The sequence below is a fragment of the Moorena sp. SIO4A1 genome, assembly GCF_010672065.1.
Classification (GTDB): domain Bacteria; phylum Cyanobacteriota; class Cyanobacteriia; order Cyanobacteriales; family Coleofasciculaceae; genus Moorena.
The window spans coordinates 1-1125 of record NZ_JAAHHX010000970.1 but is presented as its reverse complement, the minus strand read 5'-3'; the positions used below and the strand labels follow the sequence as shown (position 1 = coordinate 1125).

The window sequence follows — 1125 nt, the reverse complement described above, 5'->3', positions numbered from 1 at the left end:
CAGAAGTCAGAAGTAAGCTATGACTAAGTTTCGGAATTTAGGAATGTCAAACACCTTAATGTGTAGTGCTATATATTGACATACTTCCCATAAGGCAGGTTAGACGATTAAGCGTTCGCGTAGCGTGACCTTCGGTCAATCGCTTTTAGCGTGGCCTACGGCCAATCGCGTAGCGGCTCTAAAAGAGCATCGCATTCTTGTATATAAAGGTTTTTAAGACGATAGCTGTTCAAGTCGTTCAGCAAGCCATACCTTAATAATTGACTGACGGGTGACCCCCAATCGTTTTGCTTCCCGATCCAATGCTTCAATCATCCAAGTTGGGAAATCAACATTGACTCGTTTCTGCTCGTGTCCAGGACGTTTAGCATGGGAAAGGTCTAAGAATTCAGTAATGTCTTCCCCCTGATCGAATTTGGCATCAAATTCTGTTGCTTTCATAAATAGCTACCTCTTCTTTTCGCGATCGCCGGACTGAGATAATCCGTACTCTGTTTTGTCGATAGGTAATGATGGCTGACCAGCATTTTTGAGCGATTTTACCGATGACAAGAAATCTCGCTTCGTCCTCTGTTCGAGCAGGGATTTCCACTCGATTAGAATCGTCCCATATCTGTTGTGCCTCTTTGAAGTTGATTCCGTGCTTTGCTAAGTTAGATTGGCTTTTAGAGTCGTCAAATTCAAATTCCACATCATATTGGTATAAGTATTATACCAATAATATACCAAAAAGCCATCGCACTCGAATGGCTTTTTTGGCATCATTAGAGTATAAATATTAGAGAGGACAATGACCACTTTCACTCTACGAGATATTCCTCAAGAGCTTTACCAACAGATTAAAGACATGGCTGCCCGAGAAGGCCGTTCTGTGAATCAACAGATTTTGGTGTTATTGGAGCGGTCTGTGCTACTATAGTGATATAGCGCTACGCTTAGCGTCAGAAGTCAGAAGTCAGAAGTCAGAAGTCAGAAGTCAGAAGGCAGAAGGCAGAAGGCAGAAGTCAGAAGTAAGCTATGACTAAGTTTCGGAATTTAGGAATGTCAAACACCTTAATGTGTAGTGCTATATATTGACATACTTCCCATAAGGCAGGTTAGACGATTAAGCGTTCGCGTAGCGTG

General features: G+C 42.3%; 3 protein-coding genes. 1 reads left to right on the top strand and 2 read right to left on the bottom strand.

Annotated features, from left to right (window positions below; genetic code table 11):
* Positions 1 to 213: 213 nt before the first annotated feature.
* On the bottom strand, positions 214 to 441 hold the full coding sequence (locus tag F6K53_RS44535) for a CopG family antitoxin (RefSeq protein WP_293087403.1): 228 nt from the start codon (positions 439 to 441) through the stop codon (positions 214 to 216).
* Entirely contained in the window at positions 422 to 691 is a 270-nt protein-coding gene (locus F6K53_RS44530; protein ID WP_293087400.1) for a BrnT family toxin, read from the bottom strand. Before F6K53_RS44530 ends, F6K53_RS44535 begins: the two co-directional genes overlap by 20 nt.
* A 99-nt stretch (positions 692 to 790) precedes the next feature.
* Between F6K53_RS44530 and F6K53_RS44525 the strand changes: the two genes are divergently transcribed.
* On the top strand, positions 791 to 919 hold the full coding sequence (locus F6K53_RS44525) for an Arc family DNA-binding protein (protein ID WP_293087363.1): 129 nt from the start codon (positions 791 to 793) through the stop codon (positions 917 to 919).
* Positions 920 to 1125 lie beyond the last annotated feature (206 nt).

What these genes read in the sequence shown, in the direction of transcription:
- F6K53_RS44525 (WP_293087363.1), top strand. Translation starts at nt 791, where the DNA reads ATGACCACTTTCACTCTACGAGATATTCCTCAAGAGCTTTACCAACAG.
- F6K53_RS44535 (WP_293087403.1), bottom strand. Translation starts at nt 441, where the DNA reads ATGAAAGCAACAGAATTTGATGCCAAATTCGATCAGGGGGAAGACATT.